This is a genomic window from Burkholderia sp. MSh2 (assembly GCF_000731655.1).
Classification (GTDB): domain Bacteria; phylum Pseudomonadota; class Gammaproteobacteria; order Burkholderiales; family Burkholderiaceae; genus Burkholderia; species Burkholderia paludis.
Window position 1 is genome coordinate 13,347 of record NZ_JPGM01000053.1, and the last position, 24,078, is coordinate 37,424.

General features: G+C 68.5%; 18 protein-coding genes. 6 read left to right on the top strand and 12 right to left on the bottom strand.

Annotated features, from left to right (window positions below; all coding sequences use genetic code 11):
- Positions 1-115 precede the first annotated feature (115 nt).
- The 3 genes from GQ57_RS42145 to gltP are packed head-to-tail and all read right to left on the bottom strand — an operon-like array spanning position 116 to position 3,000.
- Positions 116-283: a hypothetical protein gene (locus GQ57_RS42145; protein WP_235215139.1), complete on the bottom strand. Its 168-nt coding sequence runs from the start codon at positions 281-283 to the stop codon at positions 116-118.
- A 57-nt stretch (positions 284-340) separates the two neighbouring features.
- Positions 341-1,618 carry an aminotransferase class V-fold PLP-dependent enzyme gene (locus tag GQ57_RS27920; protein ID WP_034199590.1) on the bottom strand — a complete coding sequence of 426 codons (1,278 nt, stop codon included), beginning with the start codon at positions 1,616-1,618 and terminating at the stop codon, positions 341-343.
- Positions 1,619-1,671: 53 nt separating this feature from the next.
- Entirely contained in the window at positions 1,672-3,000 is a 1,329-nt protein-coding gene (gltP, locus tag GQ57_RS27925; RefSeq protein WP_034199591.1) for a glutamate/aspartate:proton symporter GltP, read from the bottom strand.
- Positions 3,001-3,175: 175 nt separating this feature from the next.
- Here gltP and GQ57_RS27930 point away from each other — a divergent pair, with 175 nt between their 5' ends.
- Positions 3,176-4,207, top strand: a complete 1,032-nt coding sequence (locus GQ57_RS27930) for a LysR family transcriptional regulator (RefSeq protein WP_235215140.1) — start codon at positions 3,176-3,178, stop codon at positions 4,205-4,207.
- A 122-nt stretch (positions 4,208-4,329) separates the two neighbouring features.
- Here the strand turns inward: GQ57_RS27930 and uvrA are convergent, their stop codons facing one another.
- The 9 genes from uvrA to GQ57_RS27975 all read right to left on the bottom strand — a co-directional run bounded on the left by uvrA (position 4,330) and on the right by GQ57_RS27975 (position 17,491).
- A complete protein-coding gene (gene uvrA, locus GQ57_RS27935) occupies positions 4,330-10,233 on the bottom strand; it encodes an excinuclease ABC subunit UvrA (protein WP_034199592.1) in 5,904 nt (1,967 codons plus the stop codon).
- Between the two features lie 204 nt (positions 10,234-10,437).
- A complete protein-coding gene (locus tag GQ57_RS27940) occupies positions 10,438-10,779 on the bottom strand; it encodes a cytochrome C oxidase subunit IV family protein (RefSeq protein WP_031397936.1) in 342 nt (113 codons plus the stop codon).
- A gap of 6 nt (positions 10,780-10,785) precedes the next feature.
- On the bottom strand, positions 10,786-11,514 hold the full coding sequence (locus GQ57_RS27945) for a heme-copper oxidase subunit III family protein (RefSeq protein ID WP_034199593.1): 729 nt from the start codon (positions 11,512-11,514) through the stop codon (positions 10,786-10,788).
- The gene (locus GQ57_RS27950) at positions 11,511-12,122 is read right to left on the bottom strand and encodes a cytochrome c oxidase subunit 3 (protein WP_034199594.1); all 612 of its coding nucleotides are present in this window, start codon (positions 12,120-12,122) and stop codon (positions 11,511-11,513) included. The genes GQ57_RS27945 and GQ57_RS27950 overlap by 4 nt, the downstream gene beginning before the upstream one ends.
- Entirely contained in the window at positions 12,119-13,873 is a 1,755-nt protein-coding gene (gene ctaD, locus GQ57_RS27955; RefSeq protein ID WP_031397939.1) for a cytochrome c oxidase subunit I, read from the bottom strand. The genes GQ57_RS27950 and ctaD overlap by 4 nt, the downstream gene beginning before the upstream one ends.
- 11 nt (positions 13,874-13,884) lie before the next feature.
- Entirely contained in the window at positions 13,885-15,033 is a 1,149-nt protein-coding gene (locus GQ57_RS27960; protein WP_031397940.1) for a cytochrome c oxidase subunit II, read from the bottom strand.
- 341 nt (positions 15,034-15,374) lie between these two features.
- On the bottom strand, positions 15,375-15,890 hold the full coding sequence (locus GQ57_RS27965; protein WP_034199595.1) for a hypothetical protein: 516 nt from the start codon (positions 15,888-15,890) through the stop codon (positions 15,375-15,377).
- A gap of 392 nt (positions 15,891-16,282) precedes the next feature.
- Positions 16,283-16,792: a hypothetical protein gene (locus tag GQ57_RS27970; protein ID WP_031397942.1), complete on the bottom strand. Its 510-nt coding sequence runs from the start codon at positions 16,790-16,792 to the stop codon at positions 16,283-16,285.
- Between the two features lie 483 nt (positions 16,793-17,275).
- Positions 17,276-17,491, bottom strand: a complete 216-nt coding sequence (locus GQ57_RS27975) for a DUF3820 family protein (protein WP_031397943.1) — start codon at positions 17,489-17,491, stop codon at positions 17,276-17,278.
- A 309-nt stretch (positions 17,492-17,800) separates the two neighbouring features.
- Between GQ57_RS27975 and GQ57_RS27980 the strand changes: the two genes are divergently transcribed.
- The 5 genes from GQ57_RS27980 to GQ57_RS28000 all read left to right on the top strand — a co-directional run bounded on the left by GQ57_RS27980 (position 17,801) and on the right by GQ57_RS28000 (position 24,058).
- Positions 17,801-17,989 carry a hypothetical protein gene (locus GQ57_RS27980; RefSeq protein ID WP_031397944.1) on the top strand — a complete coding sequence of 63 codons (189 nt, stop codon included), beginning with the start codon at positions 17,801-17,803 and terminating at the stop codon, positions 17,987-17,989.
- 1,245 nt (positions 17,990-19,234) lie between these two features.
- Positions 19,235-19,573 carry a hypothetical protein gene (locus GQ57_RS27985; RefSeq protein ID WP_152603369.1) on the top strand — a complete coding sequence of 113 codons (339 nt, stop codon included), beginning with the start codon at positions 19,235-19,237 and terminating at the stop codon, positions 19,571-19,573.
- Complete coding sequence (locus GQ57_RS27990; protein ID WP_034199597.1) at positions 19,566-21,914, top strand: sensor histidine kinase; 2,349 nt, start codon at positions 19,566-19,568, stop codon at positions 21,912-21,914. The genes GQ57_RS27985 and GQ57_RS27990 overlap by 8 nt, the downstream gene beginning before the upstream one ends.
- A gap of 393 nt (positions 21,915-22,307) precedes the next feature.
- Complete coding sequence (locus GQ57_RS27995) at positions 22,308-22,571, top strand: hypothetical protein (protein ID WP_152601675.1); 264 nt, start codon at positions 22,308-22,310, stop codon at positions 22,569-22,571.
- A gap of 224 nt (positions 22,572-22,795) precedes the next feature.
- Complete coding sequence (locus GQ57_RS28000; protein WP_031397948.1) at positions 22,796-24,058, top strand: efflux RND transporter periplasmic adaptor subunit; 1,263 nt, start codon at positions 22,796-22,798, stop codon at positions 24,056-24,058.
- Positions 24,059-24,078: the final 20 nt, after the last annotated feature.

A 24,078-nucleotide genomic window follows, 5' to 3' on the forward strand; every position in this document is an offset into this window, starting at 1 on the left:
CTCGATGGCGGGAGCGGAGGCACGTGCCGTTCGGGACGGAGCGCGTGCCGCCGTCGAGCGCGGCGACCGGCCCTCCGCGCACAGCGTCGCGGACTGAGCCCGTCCACCCCGCCCGTCATGACGGCGCGGAGTCGCCCGCCCGCAGCGCAATGCCCGTCCACGCCCCACTCGCGGCCAGTTCTCCGGTCAGCTCGACGATCGTATGCCGCACGGCCAGCGCGGCGGCATTGACGGGGGACGTGGTGGACCAGCACAGGCTCGCGGGCCGGCGCGTGTTCCGCATGCGGCATGCCGGATGCCGGATGCGACACGTCCCGGAAAATCCGGGCCGTGTCGTCGCTCAGCGGTTCGCCGCCAGCGTCTCGGTAGTCGCCAGGAATCGCGCGATATCGTCCGGCGCATGGCAATGGAGCGGCGATACGCGTACCGCGCCGCCGATCCCGAACGATTTCAGCATCCGTCCCGAATACAGGCTCGACGCAACGCGCTCATAGACGATCACACCATGCTTCTCGTACTCCCGCACCGCTTGCGTCGGTTCGAGGTTCGCGAAGCCGATCCCGACGATCAGGTCGCGCTTCGTCAGGTCGTCGTGATCCCAGTAGACCTCGACGCCGTCGATCGAGCGCAGCCCGCGACGGCCGCCATACCCGTCGAGCAGCGCGGCCAGCAGCGCACGCTCGTGCAGTTCGATCCGGTGCATGCCCTCGACGAACTGCGTGCGCCGATCTTCCGAATCGGAAAAATACCGGCCGATCCACGTGACGTAATCGACGATCGACGTCACGACCGCGAACTGTGCGGGCGCCGGGCTGCCCAGTTCCCATACACCGTTCTCCTTCGCGGCGAGCCGGTGATGCGGCAACGCGGCCGCACGCGGCGACAGCCACGAGATGCCGGAGCCGCGGCAACCGAAGAACTTGTACGGCGCGAAATTGATGCCGTCGACCGGCGTGCGCTGCAGGTCGACGACGCCGTGCGGCGCATGCTGGACCGCGTCGACGATGACGAACAGGTCCGGCTTCTTCTCCCGTGCACGCGCGACGATCGTCTCGATGTCGAATTTTGCGCCGGAGATGTTCGACGCGAACATCACGCTGAGCAGCGCGGTATCGGCGTCGACCCGCGACACGATCGCATCGACGTCCACGCCGCCGGTTTCCGGATTGCTCGGCGCGATGCGCAGCGTCTTGCCGGTACGTTCCGCGTAATACGTCATCGCATCGTAGGACGACGGATGCTCAAGCACGGTCGTCACCGCATTGGCGCCCGGCACGTTCTCCATGATCGCGCGCACCATGTCGAACATCGCGCCCGACGCCGTCAGCGACGCATACACGGTGCCGTCGCGCGCATTCAGGATCGTTCGCACGTCGTCCTCACCGCGCGACTGGATCGCCTGGAGATCGAGCGCACGCTCGTGAATGCGCTCCGGGCAGTCGGGCATTGCATCGGTCCACGCGTACGCGTCGACCGCGGCCTTCAGCCGGAACGATCCGCCGGCGTTGTCGAAGAACAGCCGCGCGCGTCCGTCGATATCGCGATCGACGTGATGAAAGCGCGCCTTGACCTGCTGCATCAACGCGTCGGGAAAAAGTGCTCCATGGGGACTGCTCATCTTCGATACTCCTGTTTGCTTCCGGATGTTGTGCGATGCCTGCATGGCGACGTTCAGCCGCGCAGCGATTCGAGGTACGCGCGGCCCTTGTCCGCGTCGTAGCGGCCTTCCCATTTCGCGATGACGAGCGGCGCGAGTGCGTTGCCGACGACGTTCAGCGCGGTGCGGCCCATGTCCATGATCCGGTCGACGCCGGCGATGAACGCCAGCCCTTCGAGCGGCAACCCGGCGCTCGCGAGCGTCGCGAGCATGATCACGAACATGAAGCCCGGCACGCCGGCGGCCCCCTTCGACGTGACGACCATGGTCAGCGTCAGCAGGATCTGCTGCTGCCAGCCGAGATGCACGCCGTAGAGCTGCGCGACGAACAGCGTGCCGATGCCGAGATAGATCGACGCACCGTCGAGGTTGAACGTGTAGCCGGTGGGCACCACGAACGTCGTGATGCTCTTCGGCACGCCGTAGTCCTCCATCTTCTTCATCAGCTGCGGCAGCACCGTCGCCGAACTGCAGGTCGAGAACGCGATGATCAGCTCGTCCTTGATCACGCGCAGCAGCGTGAAGATGCGGAACCCGAACAGCCGCGCGGTCAGGCCGAGCACCGCGATCCCGAACACCAGGATCGCGAAGTACGTCACGGCGACCAGCTTCAGCAGCGGCATCAACGACCCGAAGCCGAAGCTCGCGACCGTGACCGCGATCAGCGCGAATACGCCGACGGGCGCATAGCGCATCACCATGTTCGTCACCTTGAACATCGCGTCGGCGACGCCCTTGAGCATCGCGAGCACCGGCTTGCGGTGCTCTTCCGGCACCGATTGCAGACCGAGCCCGAACAGCAGCGAGAAGAAGATCACCGGCAACAGGTCGCCCTTCGCCATCGACGCGACGATGTTGTCGGGAATGATGCCGAGCACCAGCGCCATCAGCCCGTGGTGCGCCTGCTGCACCTGCTGCGTCGCTTGCTGATAGCGGGAAATGTCGGTGTGCCCGAGCTGCGACATGTCGGTGCCGACGCCCGGCTGCAGCACGTTGCCGATCACGAGCCCGAGCACGATCGCGATCGTGGTGATCGCCTCGAAATAGAGCAGCGTCTTCAGGCCGATGCGGCCGAGCGACTTGCTGTCGCCCACCCCGGCGATGCCGATCACCATGCTCGTGAACACGATCGGCACGACGATCATCCGCACCAGCCTGATGAAGATGTCGCCGGCCGGCTGAAGCAACCCGGAAACGGCGGCGTCGCGCAACGACGGGAACCGGTTCAGGACGAGCCCGGTCGCGATGCCGATGACGAGCCCGATGGCGATCTGCCATGCAAGACCGATGCGCGGCTTGCGCGCCGCTTCGTGGACGGGCGGGGAGTCGATGACGGTGTCCATGCTGTCTCCGGAAATGAGGGGGCGATCGAACGCCGGGGGCGATGCGGCGCGCTTTCTGACGAGTGCACGCGTCGGGCAACGCAACGGGAGAACCTTAAGCGGCCGAAACAGGTAAAAAAAGCGATTTTTTGATATGCGAAAATATCGCTTTTATTCATCTATCGAGCGACAGACGATGCTCACGTTCAAGCAGATGGAAGCGCTGTACTGGATCGTGCAACTCGGCACCTTCGACGCGGCGGCGACGCGTCTCAACACGACGCAGTCGGCCGTGTCGAAGCGGATCCAGGAACTCGAACGCGCGTTCGACCTGACCGTGTTCGACCGCGCTCATCGCAGCGCCCGGCTCACCGACAAGGGCGCCGAACTGTTCGATCACGCGAAGGAGTTGCTCGAACAGCGCGACCGCGTCGTCGAGCGGATGATTTCGAAGGAAGCGCTGGTGCGGCACGTCCGGATCGGCGTGACCGAATTGACCGCGCTGACGTGGCTGCCGCGCCTGATTGCGGCGATCCAGGCCGCCTATCCACGGGTGCACGTCGAGGCGGAGGTGGACCTGACCGCGACGCTGCGCGAGCGGCTCGCGGCCGACACGATCGACCTGATCGTCGTCCCGCAGATTCACGCGACGGAATCGTTCGCGGCGACGGTGGTGGGCGAAGTCGACAATGCATGGATGTGCGCAGCCGGGCTCGTGCCGAAACGGAAGACGGCCCTCTCGCTGGCGGACATCGCCCAATTTCCGCTCATCCTGCAAGGCAACCTGTCGGGCACGGGGCACCTGTACACGCGCTTCCTGCAGGAACACGGCGTCGCGATGCAGCGCGTGCTGACGAGCAACAGCCTGATCGCGCAGATCGGCCTGGCGCTGTCGGGGCTGGGCGTCAGCTATCTGCCGAAGGCATGCGTCGCGCACCTGGTCGCCTGCGAGGCGCTGAATATCGTGCGGACTCGCCCGGCGCTGCCGCCGGTTCGCTACGTCGCACTGCATCGGCAGGGACAGGGGCAGACGCATACGCTGACGGCGGAGATCGTCCGGCTGGCAGCCCGGACCTGCGATTTCAGCACGAACCTGCTGGATCCGGGGGCGCACACCGTCGTCGATGCATCACGCATCGGCAAGGTTGCCGAAAACGTACGGGAGGGCCCGGGCGGGCCCTCCGTGAACAGCACGCCGACCGTCAAGAAGCCGTCAGGCGGCCGGTAGGCGGGCGCTCAGTGATACGGCGAAGCGGCGTACTCGAGCCGGGCCGCTCCCTTCGGCCACGAGTCCGCTGACCGAAGGGAATCGGCGCCCGGCAGCGGGCCTGCCGACGCGCGGCGTCGCGCTCAACCGACCCGCGCTTCGCCTTGCCGCGCCGCTTCGCCCTCGTCCCCGCCCGTGCGGGCGAGCACCGGCCGGAGCGCCTGCCCCGTGTGGCTCGCGGCCGTTTCCGCGAGCGCTTCCGGCGTCGCCGCCGCGACGATCGTGCCGCCGCCCACGCCGCCTTCCGGCCCGAGATCGATGATCCAGTCGGCTTCCGCGATCACGTCGAGGTCATGCTCGATCACGACGACGCTGTGCCCCGCATCGACGAGCCGGTGCAGCACGCGGATCAGCTTCGCGACGTCCGCCATGTGCAGGCCGACCGTCGGCTCGTCGAGCACGTACAGCGTATGCGGCGCCTTCTGGCCGCGCCGCGTGATGTCGTCGCGCACCTTCGTCAGCTCGGTGACGAGCTTGATGCGCTGCGCCTCGCCGCCGGACAGCGTCGGCGACGGCTGGCCGAGCGTCAGGTAGCCGAGGCCGACATCCTTCATCAGTTGCAGCGGATGCGCGATGTTCGAGATCGGCGCGAAGCACTCCACCGCCTCGTCGATCTCCATCGTCAGCACGTCGCCGATGTTCCGGCCGCGCCACGTGACGGCGAGCGTCTCCGGGTTGAAGCGCTGCCCGTGACAGACGTCGCACGGCACCTTGACGTCGGGCAGGAAGCTCATGCCGATCGTCCGCACGCCCTGGCCCTCGCACGCGGGGCAGCGCCCGTCGCCGGTGTTGAACGAGAAACGCGACGCCGTGTAGCCGCGCGCACGCGCTTCGAGCGTATCGGCGAACAGCTTGCGGATCGTGTCCCACACGCCGATATAGGTGGCCGGACACGAACGCGGCGTCTTGCCGATCGGCGTCTGGTCGACTTCGAGCACGCGGTCGATCTGTTCCCAGCCGCTCAGCGACTCGCAGCCCTGCCATGCATGCGTGATGTTCAGCGACGGCCGCGGCGCGCTGCGCGCCAGCACGCTCGAGCGGCGGTTGGCGGCCGGCGCGTCCTGCTGCGCGGCCTTGCGCGCGCGCCGCGTGGCCGGCGACGACAACACCGAGCGGCCGACCGCGTCGAGCAGGTTCGTCATCAGCACGTCGCGCGCGAGCGTCGACTTGCCCGACCCGCTCACGCCCGTCACCGCGACGAGCCGCGCGAGCGGAATGCCGACCGTGACGTCGCGCAGATTGTGCAGCCGGGCCCCGTGCACGGTCAGCCACGCGTCCGGCACCGCGGCCGCGCCCTTCCTGCCCGGCAGGCTCACGCTCCGGCGCGGCTGCAGCGGGTGCATCATCGGCTGTGCGAGCAGGCGCCCCGTCACCGAATCGGGCTGGGCGGCCAGATCCGCGACCGCGCCCTGCGCGACCAGCGTGCCGCCGCGCTTGCCCGCGCCCGGGCCGACGTCGATGATGTGATCGGCACGGCGGATCGTGTCCTCGTCATGCTCGACGACGACGAGCGTGTTGCCCTTGTCGCCGAGCTTGCGCAGCGCGTCCAGCAGGATCTGGTTGTCGCGCGGATGCAGGCCGATCGTCGGTTCGTCGAGCACGTAGCACACGCCCTGCAGGTTGCTGCCGAGCTGCGCGGCGAGCCGGATGCGCTGCGCTTCGCCGCCCGACAGGCTCGGCGCCGCGCGATCGAGACTCAGGTAGCCGAGCCCGACTTCCTCGAGGAACGCGAGGCGGCTGCCGATCTCGCTGACGATGTCGCGCGCGATCTGCGCGTCGCGCCCGCTGAGTTCCAGCCCGTCGATCCAGCGCCGCGTGTCCGACACCGTCCACTGCGCGACCTCGACGATCGGATGCGCATCGAACGTGACCGCGCGCGCGGACGGGTTCAGCCGGGTGCCGCCGCAATCCGGGCACGGCTCGTTGCCGACGCCTTCCGGTTCCTGCTCGTCCGACGGCAGCGTCTGCTCGCGGCCGCGATCGTCGCCGGCCAGCACCGTGTCGTCGTACGCCGCGCGCTGCTCGCGCGTGAGCGTGACGCCGGTGCCGACGCAGGTCGTGCACCAGCCATGCTTGCTGTTGTACGAGAACATCCGCGGATCGAGTTCCGGGTAGCTCGTGCCGCACACCGGGCAGGCGCGCTTGACCGACAGCACCTTGACCGTGCCGACGCGCGCGGTCGAATGATCGTTCCGCATCGCGTCGTGCAGCCCGTCGAGCGGCGCGAGCAGATGCATCACGCCCTTGCCCAGCTCGAGCGTTTCGTCGAGCGCGCGCCGCAACCCGGCTTCGTCGTCGGGCGATACGACGATGTCGGCCACCGGCAGCTCGATCGTGTGCTCGCGGAAGCGGTCGAGCTTCGGCCACGGATCGACCGGCACGAACTCGCCGTCGACGCGCAGATGCGTGCTGCCGCGCGCCTTCGCCCACTTCGCGAGATCCGTATAGACGCCCTTGCGGTTGACGACGAGCGGCGCGAGCAACCCGACGTGCTCGCCGCGATGGTCGCGCAGCAACTGCGCGGCGATCGATTCGACCGATTGGGACGTGACCGGCGTACCGTCGTGGATGCAATGCTGCAGGCCGAGCTTCACGTACAGCAGCCGCAGGAAATGCCAGACCTCCGACGTGGTCGCGACCGTACTCTTGCGGCCGCCGCGCGACAGCCGCTGCTCGATCGCGACGGTCGGCGGAATGCCGTACACCGCGTCGACCTCGGGGCGCCCGGCCGGCTGCACGATCGAACGCGCATACGCGTTCAGCGATTCGAGGTAGCGGCGCTGGCCCTCGTGGAACAGGATGTCGAACGCGAGCGTCGACTTGCCGGAACCCGACACGCCGGTGATCACGTTGAACTTGCCGTGCGGGATGTCGACGTCGAGCGCCTTCAGGTTGTGCTCGCGCGCGTTGACGATCCGCACGACGTCCTCGCCTTCGATCGCGCGCCGTTCGCGCGCCGCGTTCAGCACCGCCTGCAGCGGCACGCCTTCGTCGGCCGGCGCCAGGTCGGCATCCATCGCGCGATCGTATTGCAGCAGCGCCACGCCCGTATGCGATTCGGCGCAGGCCTTCACGTCGTCGGGCGTGCCCGCGCACAGCACGCGGCCGCCGCCGTCGCCGCCTTCCGGGCCGAGATCGATCAGCCAGTCGGCCGCGCGGATCACGTCGAGGTTGTGCTCGATCACGATCAGCGAATGGCCGGCCGCGAGCAGCTTGCCGAACGCCTGCATCAGCTTCGCGATGTCGTCGAAGTGCAGCCCGGTGGTCGGCTCGTCGAACATGAACAGCTTGGCCCGCGCGATGCGCGCCTCTTCCGTGACGACCCGGCGCCCGTTGCCGGCCGCCGCGGATTCGGCCAGGAAGCCGGCCAGCTTCAGGCGCTGCGCCTCGCCGCCCGACAGCGTCGGCACCGGCTGGCCGAGCTTCACGTATTCGAGGCCGACGTCGACGATCGGCTGCAGCACGCGCAGCACCTCGGCGTCCGTCGCGAAAAACGCCGCGGCCTCGCTGACGGTCAGGTCGAGCACGTCGGCGATGCTCAGCGCGCGGCCGTCGCGCTCGAGGCGTACCTCGAGGATCTCGGCGCGGTAGCGGCTGCCGTCGCAATCCGGGCAGCGCAGGTAGACGTCGCTCAGGAACTGCATCTCGATGTGCTCGAAGCCCGAGCCGCCGCACGTCGGGCAACGGCCGTCGCCCGAATTGAAGCTGAACGTGCCGGCGCCGTAGCCGCGTTGCAGCGCGAGCGGCGCCTTCGCGAACAGCTTGCGGATCTCGTCGAACGCGCCGACATAGCTCGCCGGGTTCGAACGCGTGGTCTTGCCGATCGGCGACTGGTCGACGAACACGACGTCGCCCACCTGGTCCGCGCCGGTGAGGCCGCGATACGCGCCCGGCGACTCGGTCGCCTTGCCGTGGTGCCGCGCCATCGCCGGATAGAGCACGTCCTGCAGCAGCGTGGATTTGCCGGACCCCGACACGCCCGTCACGCAGACGAGCCGCTGCAGCGGAATCTCGACCGTCACGTCGCGCAGGTTGTGTTCGGTCGCGCCGTCGAGCACGATGCGCGGCGTGTGCGCGTCGACCGGCCGGCGCGCCCAGTTCGACGCATGCGCGACATGCTTGCGGCCGCCGAGATACTCGCCGGTCAGCGTGTGCGCCGACCGGATGTCGCCCGGCGTGCCGTCGTAGACGATCGTGCCGCCGCGCTCGCCCGGGCCGGGCCCCATGTCGATCAGCCGGTCGGCCGCGAGCATCACGGAGGGATCGTGCTCGACGACGACCAGCGTATTGCCCGCGTCGCGCAGCCGCTGCATCGCCTCGACGATCCGCGTGAGATCGCGCGGATGCAGCCCGATGCTCGGCTCGTCGAGCACGAACAGCGTTTTCGTGAGCGACGTGCCGAGCGCCGTCGTCAGGTTGATCCGCTGAACCTCCCCGCCCGACAGCGTGCGGCTCTGCCGGTCGAGCGTCAGGTAGCCGAGCCCGACGTCGCACAGGTATTTGAGGCGCGTGCGCACCTCGGCGAGCAGCAGCTTCAGCGCGTCGTCGAGCAGCGCGCTCGGCAGGCTGATTCCGTCGAAGAAGCGGCGGATGCGCTCGATCGGCAGCAGCATCAGGTCGTGCACGGTCAGGCCCGGCAGCGCCTCGAGCTGCGCGCGGCTCCAGTCGACGCCGCGCGGCATGAAACGGCCGGCCGGCGCGAGCACGGCGTCGGCGCTCTCTTTCGAGCCGAGCCGCCACTGCAGCGATTCCGTCTTCAGGCGCGCGCCGCCGCAGACCTCGCACGGCGTGTAGCTGCGGTATTTCGACAGCAGCACGCGGATGTGCATCTTGTACGCTTTCGATTCGAGGTAGCCGAAGAAGCGCTTCACGCCGTACCACTGGCTCTGCCACTTGCCGTTCCATTCCGGCGAGCCGTTGACGACCCAGTCGCGCTCGGCGTCCGACAGCTCGGACCACGGCGTATCGCGCGGGATGCCGGCCTTCGCCGCGTAGCGCATCAGGTCGTCCTGGCATTCCTTCCAGGCGGGCGTCTGCATCGGCTTGATCGCGCCGCCGCGCAGCGTCTTGCGCGCGTCGGGAATCACGAGGCCGAGATCGACGCCGATCACGCGGCCGAAGCCGCGGCAGGTCTCGCACGCGCCGTACGCCGAGTTGAACGAGAACAGCGCCGCCTGCGGCTCCGCGTAGCGCAGGTCGCTATCGGGATCGTGGAGCCCGGTGGAGAAGCGCCACACCTGCGGCTCGGCCGCCGCGGATTCCGCGTTGCCCGGCTCCGGCGCGAGCACGTACACGTTCACGCGCCCGCCGCCGCGCTTGAGCGACGCCTCGATCGCCTCGACGACCCGCACCTTGTCCGCCTGCTGCACGCGGAAGCGGTCGGCCACCACGTCGAGCACCTTGCGCGGCCCGGTGGGCGACGCGACCTCGCGCTGCGCCTGCACGCGCGTGTAGCCGCTCGCGGACAGCCACTGCGCGACCTCGTCGTCGGACGCCGTTTCGGGCAGCTCGACCGGGAACGTGACGACGACGCGCGGATCGTCCGCCCGCGTGCGCGCGACGAGATCCGCGTAGATCGTTTCCGGCGAGTCGTGCCGCACCGCCCGCGCGGTCTTGCGGTCGAACAGCTCGGCCGCGCGCGCGTACAGCAGCTTCAGGTGATCGTTCAGCTCGGTCATCGTGCCGACGGTCGAGCGCGAACTGCGCACCGGGTTGGTCTGGTCGATCGCGATCGCGGGCGGCACGCCGTCGACGCGCTCGACCTGCGGGCGATCCATCCGGTCGAGGAACTGCCGCGCGTACGCGCTGAACGTCTCGACATAGCGCCGCTGGCCTTCCGCGTACAGCGTATCGAACACGAGGCTCGACTTGCCGGAACCCGACGGGCCGGTGACGACCGTCATTTCGCCGGTGCGCAGGTCGAGATCGACATTCTTGAGGTTGTGCTGACGTGCTCCGCGAATGCGGATCAGATTGCTGGATGCCAATTTGCCTGCCCGTCTGAATGAGTTAGCCAGAGTTCACGGTGCCGGAACGCTGCGGCGGATGCCCGCAGGCGCGGCGCGCGCGCCGCGGGGGTGCGCCCGCGCGGCTCGAATTCGACGGATACTATACTGTATATTCATACAGTTTTCCATGACGACCCTGAGGTCGTCATGGGCAGGCGGCCGTGCAACGCGCGGCCGCGCGCCTCACCGGAAGAAGAGTTCCCGCACGCCGAGCGTGTGATGCGCCTCGGCGGCCATCAGCACCATGAGCACCAGCAGGCACAGCGGCGGGATCAGGATCGCGTACACCAGCGCCAGCCGCTCCCACAGCATGTGCATGAAGACCGACACGATCAGCCCGGCCTTCGCGATCATCAGCGCGACGATCAGCCCCCAGCGCGGCAGGCCCTGCACGCGGAAGTAGTCGACCAGGTAGGACATCGTGCTCAGCAGGAACAGCAGGCCCCATATCTTCAGGTACAGGCCGACCGGATGCTGCTGGCCGTGCGCGGGGCCGGGTCGACCGGCGGGATCGGCAGGATTCATGGCCCGTCACCACAAGTAGAACAGCGCGAAGATGAACACCCACACCAGGTCGACGAAATGCCAGTACAGGCCGGCAATCTCGACGATCTGGAAATTGCCGTGCGCGTCGAACCCCGGCCGCCGGATCCTGCGCGCGACCAGCAGCAGGTAGATCACGCCGCAGGTCACGTGAAAGCCGTGGAACCCGGTGATCGCGAAAAAGCACGCGCCGAACTGCGCCGCGCCCAGCGGGTTGCCCCATGGCCGGATCCCTTCGTGGACGATCAGCTTGGTCCATTCGAGGGCCTGCATCGACACGAAGGTCGCGCCCAGCAGCGCGGTCGCGAGCAGCAGCGCGCCGGCGCGCCGGGCGTTGCGCCGGTAGCCGAAGTTGACCGCCATCGCCATGGTGCCGCTGCTCGTGATCAGGATGAACGTCATGACGGCGATCAGCAGCAGCGGCACGTCGAGGCCGCCCACCGTGAGCGCGAACACCCGGGACGTATCGGGCCACGGCGCGGTGGTCGAGATGCGCACCGTCATGTAGCCGATCAGGAAGCTGCTGAAGACGAAGGTGTCCGACAGCAGGAAGATCCACATCATCGCCTTGCCCCACGGCACCTTGAAGGCTTCGCGGTCGGCCGACCAGTCTGCGACGATGCCGCGCCAGCCGTCGGGCCCGCCGTCGGGCGACGCGGGCGCGGCCGGTTCGCCGCCGGAGGCACCGGATGCGCCGGGGAGCACGGGCGAGGTCATGGCGCGGCTCCGTACAGCGGCCCGCAGATATCGGCGACGATTCCGGGGGTGAGCCACCACATCGCGGCCAGCAGCACGAGCCAGACAGCCAGCAGGAAATGCCAGTAGAGCGCGCAGAGCGCGATGGCGCGGCCGACCCGCGGCGGATCCGCGCGCCGCAGGCGCGCGACCGTCATGCCCCACGCCGCCAGCCCGCCCAGCACATGCAGCCCGTGCAGGCCGGTCAGCAGGTAAAGGAAGCTGTCGGAGGGATTGACGGCCACGGTCTGCCCGGCCGCGGCCAGCTGGCGCCACGCGCTCAGCTGCCCGATCACGAACAGGGCCGCCAGCACGCCGCCCGCCGCGAGCCACGCCGCGCGGTACGGGCCCGTCCGCCGCGCCCGCTGCATGGCCGCGCCGGCCAGCGCCAGCACGACGGTGTTCCACCACAGCAGCGCCGGATGCGGGACCGGCTGCCAGTCGGGCTCGCGCATGCGCATCCCGTAGGCGAGCAGCAGCAACGCAAACAGCGTCGTGGCCACGGCCATGAAGACGAACAGGCCGGTGCGCCCCGCATTCGGCAGCGCCGGGCGCGCGTCGGGCGCGAAGGGGCGCGGCAGCGTGGTCATTCGCGCGCCTCGCCGGGGTGAAGCGTCGGCCGGGCCGGCTCGGGCGGCGCCGCGGGCGGCTGGTTTTGCGGGACGAAATCCTGCTCCTGCCCCGGCGGGCTGTATTCGTATGCCCAGCGATAGACGACGGGCAGCGCGGCGCCCCAGTTGCCGTGTTGCGGCGGCGTGTGCGGCGTCTGCCATTCGAGCGTGGTGGCGCGCCACGGGTTGCCGTCGGCGCGCCTGCCGCGCACGAGACTCCACGCCAGGTTGAACAGGAACAGCAACTGCGCCGCCGCGACGACCAGCGCGACGACGGTGATGAAGGTGTTGAGCGTCTGCGCCGATTGCGGAATGAAGCTGTAGCCCTGATAGGCGTAATAGCGTCGCGGCATGCCCAGCAGGCCGAGATAGTGCATCGGGAAGTAGATCGCATAGGTGCCGACGAAGGTGATCCAGAAGTGCGCGCGCCCGAGCGTGTCGTCGAGCATGCGGCCCGTCACCTTCGGATACCAGTGGTAGAGCCCGCCGAACACGACCAGGATCGGCGACACGGCCATCACCATGTGGAAGTGCGCAACCACGAAGTACGTGTTCGACAGCGGAATGTCCACGCTCACGTTGCCGAGGTAGAGCCCGGTCAGCCCGCCCAGGACGAAGGTGCTGACGAAGCCGATGGCGAACAGCATCGGCACGGTCAGGTGGATGTCGCCGCGCCACAGCGTCAGCACCCAGTTGTAGACCTTGAGCGCGGTCGGCACGGCGATGATCAGCGTCGTGGTGGCGAAGAAGAAGCCGAAATACGGATTCATGCCGGCGATGAACATGTGGTGGGCCCAGACCACGAAGCTCAGCGCGCCGATGATCACGATCGCCCACACCATCATCCGGTAGCCGAAGATGCTCTTGCGCGCGTGCGTGCTGATGAGGTCCGACGCGATGCCGAAGGCCGGCAGCGCGACGATGTAGACCTCCGGATGCCCGAAGAACCAGAACAGGTGCTGGAACAGCAGCGGGCTGCCGCCGGCATGCCTGAGCGTCTGCCCCATCGACACCACGGCCGGCATGAAGAAGCTGGTGCCCAGCGTCCTGTCGAGCAGCATCATCACCGCCGACACGAACAGCGCCGGAAACGCCAGCAGCGCCATGACGGTCGCGATGAAGATGCCCCACACCGTGAGCGGCATGCGCATCAGCGTCATGCCGCGCGTGCGCGCCTGCAGCGTGGTGGTGACGTAGTTCAGGCCGCCCATCGTCGCCGCGACGATGAAGATCGCGAGCGACACCAGCATCAGCACGATGCCCCACTCCACGCCCGGCGTGCCGGGCAGGATCGCCTGCGGGGGATACAGCGTCCAGCCCGCGCCGGTGGGCCCGCCCGGCACGAAGAAGCTCGCCAGCAGCACCAGCACGGCCAGCAGGTAGACCCAGTAGCTCAGCATGTTGAGAAACGGGAACACCATGTCGCGCGCGCCCAGCATCAGCGGGATCAGGTAGTTGCCGAAGCCGCCCAGGAACAGCGCCGTCAGCAGGTAGATCACCATGATCATCCCGTGCATGGTGACGAACTGGTAGTAGTGGCTGGCGTCGATGAAGCCGAACCGGCCCGGGAAGCCGAGCTGCAGCCGCATCAGGTCCGACAGCACCAGGCCGACCAGGCCGACGGCGATCGCCGTCAGCGCGTACTGCACCGCGATGACCTTGTGGTCCTGGCTCCAGACATAGCGCGTCCAGAAACCGTGCGGGGCGTGATCGGTGTGTGCGTAAGGCATGGCGGGCTCCGCTACGGCCGGGCGGCGGTGCGGGCGGGCGGCCCGCCCTGCGCCTCGATATAGGCGACCAGCGCGGCCAGCTCCGGCTCGCTCAGGTCGAAGTGCGGCATCACCGGCGCGTAGCCCTTCACGACGCGGGCCGTCGGGTCGCGGATGAACGCGCGCAGATAGGCTTCGTCCACCTTCGCGGTGCTGCCGTCGGCCATCGTTTCGGTCTTGCCGTACAGGCCCTTCCAGGTCGGCCCCACGCGCGGGCTGCCGTCCACGGTATGACACGCGACGCAGCCCCTGGACGCCGCGAGCGCGCGGCCCTGTTCGACCAGCGCCGCCGCGCTGCCGCCGGCGGCGGCAGGCGCGGCCTGCGCGCGGGCCTGCTGCCGCTGCGCGAACGTGGCCTGCCGCGCGAGCCAGCCCTGGAACGACGCTTCATCCTCCACCACCACCACGCCGTGCATGCTCGAGTGCCCGATGCCGCAGAGCTGCGCGCACAGGATGTCGTAGCGCCCCGCCCGGGTCGGCGTGAACCAGAAAGTGGTGACCATGCCCGGCACCATGTTCATGCGGGCCCGGAACGGCGGGACGTAGAAGTCGTGCAGCACGTCGCGCGAACGTGCGAGGACCTGGATCGGCCGGTTGAGCGGCAGGTGCACCTCGGGCGTCTCGATCAGGTAGTTATCCTGACCGTTCGGGTCGGCGGGATTGAGGCCGAACGGGTTGTCGTCGGTGATGTAGCGCACGTCCGTCGTGCCCAGCTTGCCGCCGGGGCCGGCGAAGCGGAAGCGCCACTGCCATTGCTGGCCGAGCACCTCCATCTGCAGCACCCCGTGCGGCGGCCGTACGTAGTCCGCGTAGACGAACAGGCCCGGCGCGAGCAACGCCGCCACGCCGGCGGCAGTCAGGCCGATCAGCCACCATTCCAGCCGCTTGTTGTGCGGCTCGTACGCGGCGCGATGGCCGCCGCGATGGCGATAGCGCAGCAGCGCCACCACGATGAACAGGTTGATCGCGATGAAGAATGCGCCGGTGATGACGAGCGTGATCGTCAGCATGTCGTCCATGCGCACCCAGTTCGACGCGATCGGCGTGATCCACCAGGGGCTGGCAAAGTGAAACCCCACCGCCAGGACGACGATCAGGATCAGGGCAATCGCAAGCGCCATAAGCCGCCTCGTTGCGTGTCACTCGCCGGAGCCGCCGGCACGACGCTCCCGGCGGCGGCGTGCGGCCTCGTCGCACCGTGTATTCGTCTGCGTCGGCGCGTCTGCCGGGACCGCTGCGCCACGCGTTTTCAACGACGGCTCCATACCAAAGGTAGTCCGCGCCGCCGCGTCTCGCAAGGCAGCGGCGGAAGCGTCGCGCCGTTGCGCAAGCCGCCCGGACGGCGGCGTCACGCGCGGCGAAGCCGTGCGCCACGGCCGCGTCCGGCACGCGTCGCGCGAGTGGCTGCCTCGCGAGGGCGCCGGGTGTTCAATCGCGCTGCGGCAGGAACGGCGGCGGCGCGTCAGCCCGCCTCGCCCGGATTGCGCCATCGTTCCAGCTTGCCGTAGGCGACGGCCGCCACCACGCCGAACAGCAGGTTCGCCAGCAACGGTCCGGAACCCCGCTCCGAGACGAACCACGGGAACACGGCCGTCATCACGTAAAAGTTCCATCCGTACGCGACGATCCCGAACGCCAGCCCGATCACGGCCTCCATGCCCACGCTCGAATCGAAGCGAAACGGCGCCATGATCGCGGCGAGCATCATCCCCATGATCGCGCCGAGCACGTAGTGCAGCAGCAGCGCCATCGCCACGATCTCGAGACTGAATTGCGACAGCTGACCGAGCGCGCTGCGGCCCATCACCATCGCCGCGATCTTGTGGGTCGGCTGCCACGGGCTCTCGCCGAGCACCAGGGTCGACCAGAAGAATTCCAGCACGATCACCAGCGCGCCGCCCGCAAGGCCGGCCACGGCGGCGGCGACCCAGTCGGGCGTGCGACGCGCCCAATGATGGGATTGAATGTGCAGTTCCATACGACCTCCTCGCCGACGATTCCACGCCGGCACTCGGGTTCGGAAGGCGCGATGCGCGTCGGGCGCGGGCTTCCTGCGCGATCCGGAATGGCAGTTCGCGGCGCGTCCGCAGCCGGCGAACCGGCCCGCACGTTGCGCGGCACCGCGGCGTTCCGCTCGCGGCTCTGCATCGGCGTGTCGGCTGGCAACGCGGCGCGGCGTTGTCCGGTTCGCTCATCGGGCGACGCGCACGACCGGTGCGCGCTGACGAATACGGCCCGCCTCGCCGGACGGCGGCTGCGCGAACCGTGCGGCAACGCCGGGGCCGAACGCATCGGGACGCATCGGCACGCCGTCCGCGATTGCGACTGGGCGACGGCGCGCCCGGGGCCGGAAAGGCCGGCCTTCGCGCGTCAGGGGAAGATCGGGGTCGTCGGCTCGGCGCCTTCGAGGTCCGCCTTCGGAAAATGCTGGGCGACCATCTGCTCGATTTCCTGCTCCCGCAACGCCGGGACGTCGGCCATGATCAGGATCTGGCCTTCCCGGATGGCTTCGCGAAACCGCTGGAGCCGGCCGTTCGGCTCGGCGATGCCGATCATCGCGGCCGTCCACGCCCCGAAGCCCGCGCCCGCCAGCGTCAGGGCGACGACGGCGCCGCCCGCGATCACGAGTTCCGCGGGCGGGAACACCAGCGCGACCAGGCCGATGAGCGCACCCGTCGCGCCGCCGAGCGCCACGCCGCGCTCGAGCGCATGAACGACATCGCTGCTTTGCAGCAACGATGCTTCGGGCAACTGATCGAGTGTGACGCTGTGGTCGGCGAGAACGTGGATATGGCGCCAGATGATACGTGCGCGCAGCAAATCGTCGACGATCGCCTTCGCCATCAGCGTATCGGGCACGAGGAAATAAAGGCGTCTCATGTTGGCACCCCTTTTCTGCCATCCGCTCCCTCACGCGGGAGCGTTTTCTATTTTATGTCACCCGCAGCCATGCGGTGATCGCACATGGATGATCCTTGGCGCAGCCTGCGCGACTCTTGGCTCTTGGCTCTTGGCTCTTGGCTCTTGGCTCGTGGCTCGTGGCTCGTGGCTCGTGGCTCGTGGCTCGTGGCTCGTGGCGGCGAGCGTACCGCGTGGCCGGTCATGCGATCCGGTGTTCCGTGCAGCCGGCATGCGCAACGCCGGGCGTGGATTCCTCGATCCAGCCGGCAGACGGGAACCGCTACCATGCGCCCGGAATCTTCTGGTTTACGGCGATGAAGCCGATGCGGTCGCCTGGAACGGACGACGCGGGTATCTGCGGGGCGCGCTGTCGTCGCAGCAACCGCAACTACCGCCGGCAAGAACGGCCGGTTTGATTCGCGCCGAATGGCTCGCGGCACCGATCGCGGCCGACTGACGACGCTATCCGCGTTTGCGCAGCGGCTCCAGCAGGTCTCTCAGGCCGTTGTGATCGATTTCGTGCATCAGCGCGAGCTGCCGGCCGAGTTCGCCGCGCGGAAATCCTTCGCGGGCCAGCCAGTTCAGGTAGTTGCCGGGCAGGTCGGCAATGAGTCGGCCCTTGTACTTTCCGAAGGGCATGGTCACGGTAACGAGATGTTCAAGGTCTGGGGCGTGCATGGCGGTATTGTGCACGGCTTTCCGCGCCCGTTGCGAGCAGGCCGATCCGGGGCGGTCGGAGAACGTGAAGCAGGACCTTCGCGCGATGCCGGATCGGGAAACCGCTCCGGGTCGGCGGCTCGCCGTAGCGTCCAGGCGTATGCGCCGCAGCGCGCGCGGGCGAATCCCGATCCGTCGCCGGAACGACGCATAGACACACGCTGCGGAAATGCCGCCGGCGCCCGTCTCGCGAACCGGTCACAGTGAGCCGTCCGTCCCTCCTTCGGCCTGCTAGACTGAAATTTCCCCCTGCAAACCATGGAGGGAATCATGATGTCCATCTACGTCGTGAAGACCGGCGAACAGTTCCTCTGTACCGCCGAAGACGGCGATATCGGCATGGCGCCGGCAGTCGAAGATGCCACGTCGTTTCGTTCGTATGAAGAAGCGGAAAAAGCGGCGCACGCACACGCCGATCCCGGATACGAAATCGTGGCCGTCTGCGTGATCAGGCACTGACGGGGCGCCGATGGCCGGGCGCCGGCTTGTCCGTTGATGAATCGGGCGGCTCCGGCCCGGCGATCCGTTCGTATCGTTCGTATCGTTCGTATCGTTCGTGCCCGTGCGGTCGAAGCCTCACCGATTCCGTTTGCATCCATCGGCGCGCGTCTGCGGTTCATCACTGATGATCGGAGCTGACCACAGTGCCGGACGCGCCGTGCGTGTTGGCCGAAACGACCTTCTCGTAGATCCAGTGGCTGTTCTCCGGGAGCATCGCAATGCCCCACGCCTGCCCCGACTGCGTCGTGACACAGGTTGCCGGCCGGATAGACCATGCTCATCCCGGTCTCCGACATATCTTTATTCATATTGGATTACTGAATAAACAACTCAAATCTGGCGACTCGAACCATCAGGCAACTCACGCGCAGCCACTCACCTTCCCCGTCCGGCCATCGACCGCATTTCCCCGTTTTCCGGAACACAATCGACGAATTTTCGAATGCCGCCGCACCGCATTCATCGAGCCATTTTTCTTGACCATGTCATCCAGATCAGTGCATCACACCGGGAAATTTTCACGATCCGTCGAATGACTTCATCCGGCAACGCATTCGTCGAATGCCCGAAATTTTCATTACCCGCGTACCGGTTCTTCATGCACTGCCGCCTCCCCGAATCCCGGGAATCTCGTCGTTCGAAGTTGAATGGATATCGCATGCCGCGCGACGCGACTGCGGCCAGTCGTCCGAACACCCGTCGGGCCTCGAAAGAATCGCCTCCAGCCGCACGGAGACGAGTGCCTGCGCATCGGGCCGGGCCGACATTTTCCCGAGCGGAAAAAACCTTTTCCCGGACAGACGGCCTTTACATTCACGCATGCCGATACAAATCCGATTACCTCCGGACAACAAAAACAAGATTCCAGCCAGCCGCACGATTTTTCATCGCGCTTCACATTGACCGCATCAACCCGTCAATGCACGGCAAAACACACCCATTACCCTCAAAACCCGGGCCAAACACAACGAACCCGACAACAAAAACCGGATTCATAAAACAAATCCGGCATGTTTTCCCACGTCGGTTCTTTCCAGCCGCCCATTGCGGCCACCAACGTGCAGCACCTCATCGTGCAAGCCCCCGCGAGCCGCACGGAATCCTCGCAGCCGGCGCAATCACCGGCATATAATTTTTCGCAACCATTGAGCAGCCCGAGATGCTTTCTCCCTGACCGGCCATCCTTCCAGCGCGTCCGCCACCATGTCATCCCGCTCGTTCAGTCCGGCGTTGCCCCGCATCACGCCGGGTTTCGTCGACGTCCATCTGCCTGTCGTCGGCGATCGCCCGGCCGACCTGCGGCTCCCGACCGACATCCCGCCGCCCACGCGACGCGCGATCCGCATCGCGTTCGACGGGCAGCCAGCCGGCCGCCACACCCACGTGCCGCCGGCGATCGGCGACATCGCCGAAAAGACCGCCCTTTCCACACCCGGCAATTTCCCGACGGACTTCCGCGAACGCCCCCGCATCGCGCCATCCGTCTTGCGTCGCCACCGCCAGGCGGCCGGCACGCCCCGGACGCACCGTCACGATGCGTAGGCGCTGCGCGGCATGGGCCGCCGGATGCGGCGCGATGTGGCTGCTCCTGTTCGCGATGGCGGTTGGCTGCGCAACGGCCCGCGCCGCCGCAGCGCCAGACGTCGCGCAACTCGAACACGTGGCGGTATTCGAGGATGCGACCACGACCCTGTCGGCCGATCAGGTCGCCGCGCGGCTCGACGATCCGGCGCAAGGCGCGCCCGTCGCGGGCGCCGCGTCGTACAACGTCGCGTTCTCGCGGTCCGCATGGTGGATTCGCGCGATGCTGACCAACCGCGACAGCGTCGCGCATCCGCTGGTGCTGGCGATTCGCGACGCACGCGTCGACCAGGCCGACTTCCTTGTCGACCGGAACGGCCGGTGGACGCTCGCCGGCCGCTTCCCGGCCGACGCCGCCGGCGATGCGGCGCGACAACCGTCGCGCTACCCGGCGCTCGACGTCACGTTGCGCGCCGGCGAAAGCGTCTCCGTGCTGATCCGCGTGACGTCGCGCAAGGAAATGCGGCTCGCGCCGGCCGCGTTCACCCGCGCGGCATGGGACGCGCTGGAACGACGCGCGACGATGTGGGAGTTCGGCTTCTTCGGCGGCCTGCTCGCGCTCGCCTGGTGCGCGCTGCTGATCGGGTTCTTTTCGCGCAGCGGCGTGTTTCACGTGCTGGCCGCGCTGGCGCTCGGCACGACGCTGTTCGAAGCGGCCTACCGCGGCTACGTGGCGATGGCCTTGCCTGCCGCGCTGCGGGAATGGTCGGCGCGCGGCGAGGTGATCTTCGCGTACCTGGCGGTCGCATGCTTCATCGTCTTCATCCTGACGGTCGCCCGGCGCGAGCAGGCGAGGCTGCCGATGCGCGCGGTCTACGCGGCGTTCCTCGCGCTCGAATGCATCGGCATGGCCGGCGCCGCATGCGGCGACCTGCTGACCTTCACATGGTTCTGCCTGCGACTGAACGCGGTGCTCGGGATCGTCAACATCAGCATCGCGCTGATGCTCGCGATCCGCCGGACGCCAACCGGCCGCGTCATGCTGGTCGCCATCGGGTTCGCCACCTTCAACATGCTGATGCGCGTGCTCGACGGCATGAACATGCTGCCGCCGGCGCTTGCGTGGCTCAAGTCCGACATCTACCCGAACCCCGTCATCACGATCGTCGGGCTCGCCACGCACCTGCTGGTGCTGGCCGCCTGGATCCATCACGTGGGCCGCCAGCGCACCGAGGCGAGGCAGCGGCTCGAACACTGGCAGCTCACCGAGCAGGAGCGCCTGCGCGACGAGGTCGCGCGCCGCACGGTGGCGCTCAACGATGCGCTGCAGCAGGTGACGACCCACATGCAGCAGAAGATCGAGACGCTCGGCTACGTGAGCCACGACCTGCGCGCGCCGCTGTCGACGATCAACGGCTACGCGAAGCTGCTGCTGCAGGATGCGACGCATGGCCAGGCGCGGCTGATCCGTTCGATCGACCGCAGCATCCGCTATCAGCTCGCGCTGATCGACGAACTGCTCGCGTTCACGAAGGCCGAACTGCAGCCGCTCGGCCTCACCCCGGACACGACCGACCTGCCCGGCCTGCTCGACGACATCGGCCACTACGCGGTCGCGCTGGGCGCGCAGCAGGACAACCGGTTCGTCTACCGGCCGGCCACGCCGCTGCCGCGCACGGTGTCGATCGACGGGACGCGGCTGCAGCAGGTCCTGCTCAACCTGCTGTCGAACGCATCGAAATTCACGCGCGACGGCACGGTCACGCTGTCGGTTCACGCGGCGCGCGCGGGCGATGCGTGGCACCTGCTGTTCGAGGTCGCCGATACCGGCATCGGGATCGACATCGACGAGCACCGCGACATCTTCCGCGCGTACCAGCAGGTCCAGGCCGTCAACGGCGGAACCGGGCTCGGCCTGTTCATCGCGCAGCGCATCGTCGCCGCGATGGGCGGCGAGCTGGCCGTGGCGAGCGAGCCGGGCGTCGGCACGGCGTTCTCGTTCGCGATCGTCGCGCCGGCCGTCGGGCATGCGATCGTGCCGGCGGCAGAGCTGCTCCGGCGGTTCGGCCCGGGCGACGACGCTGCCGTCCCGGCGCGCGCCGCGCCCGCGATGGACGGCCCGCCCGCCGATGCGCTGGACACGCTGGTCCGGCTTGCCGGCCACGGGCGGCTCACGGATATCGAGGCCTGGCTCGGCCGATATTCGGAGGAGCACGGTTACGCGGCCTTCGTGCGGCAGGTGCGCGAGCACCTCGACGCGCTGAATCTGCCGGCGATCGAGAAACTGGCGGATGCGCTGAAGCGCGCGCGCATCGCGGCCGCGGCGCCCGATGCCGGAACGGACGTGCCCGGGCCGGCCTGATCGCACCGGAACGGGCCGCCACGGGCCGGCTGGCGCGCGTTCCCGCCCGAAATTGATCTCGGCATATTACCGACAGCCGGCTGACAGCCGGATGTCGGGCCTGCCCGGCCCCTGCCGGCGACTTTCGCGGCGCCCGCGCCGGGCGCCGCGAAAGCCTTTTTCCATCAAACATTTGGGCGCACGCGCGCCGACCGCGACGAGCCGACCCGGCGATCGGCCGGCCGGCCCGGGAGCCGCCTCCGGACGCCGCGCGCCCGGCCCCGCTATTTTTCGAAATCGAGCGTTACGCCCCTGTAATTCCCATTGCCCCGGCCTTCCACTAGATTAAAAGCGTTCCCAGCGCAATGAGGTGCAACGATGAACGCGAAACAATGGGCCCTGGTCGGCTCGGGCATGCTGGTCGCATGCCTTTCCGCACAGCCGGCGATGGCCGGCGTTTCGATCGGTTTCGGCATAGCCGCGCCCGCCCCGGTCTATGTCGCGCCGGCGCCCGTGTACGTCGCGCCGCCGCCCCCGGTGGTCTATGCCCCGCCTGTCGTGGCCGCGCCCGTGATGGTGCCCGCGATCGGCATCACGCTCGGCTGGCATGGCGACCGGTACTGGGACGGCCGCCGCTGGTGGGGCCGGCGCGACTGGGCCGCGCACCACCGCTGGTAAGCCGCGTCACGCGGCGGGCGACCCGCCCGCCGCACCCGCCCCGCTTTCCCCGTCACGACATCGACGGCAACCGTACGCCGCGTGCGCCCGCACGCGGCGCCGGTCCATGCCTCGACCCGGCCGCAACGCGGCCGGCCCGGTCTTTCCGCATCAGCCATCGCCACCCTCGGGAGTGCCCCCATGTCAGCTCGTAGCGCAATGCGCCGCCCGTTCCGGAGACGGACATGAGCGAACCGGGTTCCGCACCGCCGCCGCGCCGCCGTGCGCGCCGCTGGATCGTCGTCGTCGCGCTGGCCGTCCCGGTCGCGCTGATCGTCTTTCACCTGCTGCGCCAGTCGAAGCCGGTTCGCTCGACGTCGGCCCAGGTCGTCAGCGTCGCGACCGCGACGACGGGCGACATGCCGGTCGTGCTGAACGAACTCGGCACGGTCACGCCGGTCGCGACCGTGACGGTGCTGCCGCAACTGAGCGGCTACCTGACCGAGGTCGGCTATCACGAAGGCGAGGAAGTCGCCAAGGGCCAGTTCCTCGCGCAGATCGATCCGCGCCAGTACCAGATCAGCAAGCAGCAGGCGCAGGCCCAGCTCGCGAAGGACCAGGCGAGCCTGGCGCAGGCGCGCGCCGATCTCGCGCGCTACGCGCAGCTCGCCGAGCACAAGTCGATCGCCGAGCAGACCTATCAGGACGCGCAGTTCACCGTCCAGCAGGACGAGGCGGCCACCCAGGCCGATCGCGCGAACATCGCCCAATACGACCTCGATCTCGCCTATTGCCACATCACCGCGCCGGTGGCGGGCCGCGTCGGGTTGCGGCTCGTCGACCCGGGCAACTACGTGACGTCGTCGAGCACGACGGGCATCGTCGTGATCACCCAGATGAAACCGATGACCGTGCAGTTCACGGTGCCGCAGAACGCGCTGTCGGCCGTGATCCGGCGCGTCGGCGCGGGCGCGAAACTGCCGGTGACCGTCTATTCGAGCGACGACGACAAGCAGGTCGCCACCGGTACGCTGTATGCGATCGGCAACCAGATGGCGACCGCCACCGGCACCGTCACGTTGCGCGCGACGTTCGCGAACGACGACGAAGCGCTGTTCCCGAACGAATTCGTCAACGTCAGGCTCGGCGTCGATACGCTGCACGACGCGGTGCTCGTGCCGACGGCCGCGGTGCAGAACGGCGCGCCGGGCGACTACGTGTATCTCGTCAATGCGAACCGGACGGTCTCGGTGCACAAGGTCACGCTCGGGCCCAGCGACGGGCGCACCACCGCGATCGTTGCCGGGCTCGCGGCGGGGCAGCAGGTCGTCACCGACGGCGTCGACCGGCTCAGCGACGGCGCGGCGATCCGCATCGCGTCGAACCGGGCCGGCGGGGCCCAGGCGGCATCGGGCGCCCCGGCGGCGGCCGCGTCGCATCATGCCGGCCACCGGCCCGCCGCGGCAGGCGCGGCATCGGCCGCACCCGGCGCGTCCGGCGCCGCCTGACGATCCGCGGCGCCCGATAC